The 508-nt window shown below is 39.6% G+C and carries 1 pseudogene; it reads left to right on the plus strand.

The window, feature by feature from the left end:
- Window positions 1-332: 332 nt before the first annotated feature.
- A pseudogene (locus tag CRI63_RS24620) lies at window positions 333-508 on the plus strand (hypothetical protein); the annotation flags it as partial.

Raw genomic sequence — 508 nt, forward strand, 5'->3', positions numbered from 1 at the left:
GTTACAAGATGGAAATGCGGGGGCAATCACATAATCGGGATTAAACCGAGAAAATGAGAATAAAAATAGACAATGAAATTATCTTTAATTTTCTCATATTGATATTTCATTAATCATTCTGGCATGTCGCACTCTCGTATTTAATACTTTTTATCCGGATGGCATTTTTTTGAACGGCGATGTTTAAATCTTGAAAACGGCACAGATTGAGGGGCGATAATTTGATATCTCTCACAAAATTATAATTAAAACTGACTCGTTTCCCCATATATGCCCGTTTATTGCATTGCGACATTTGAGAAGACATAACTCATCAAATGAAAGGGATGCAAATGAACAAGTTTATCGCTGCTGATGCTGCGGAATGTATAGGCTGTCATGCCTGTGAAATTGCCTGTGCGGTGGCTCATAATCAAGAAAACTGGCCGCAGAGTCATTGGTGATTTTCGACCCCGTATCCAGCGTTGTGGGAAAGGTCTGGCTGCAAATCCAGTGGCTTGCCATCATT

The sequence above is a fragment of the Escherichia sp. E2661 genome (genome assembly GCF_004745185.1).
Lineage (GTDB): Bacteria > Pseudomonadota > Gammaproteobacteria > Enterobacterales > Enterobacteriaceae > Escherichia.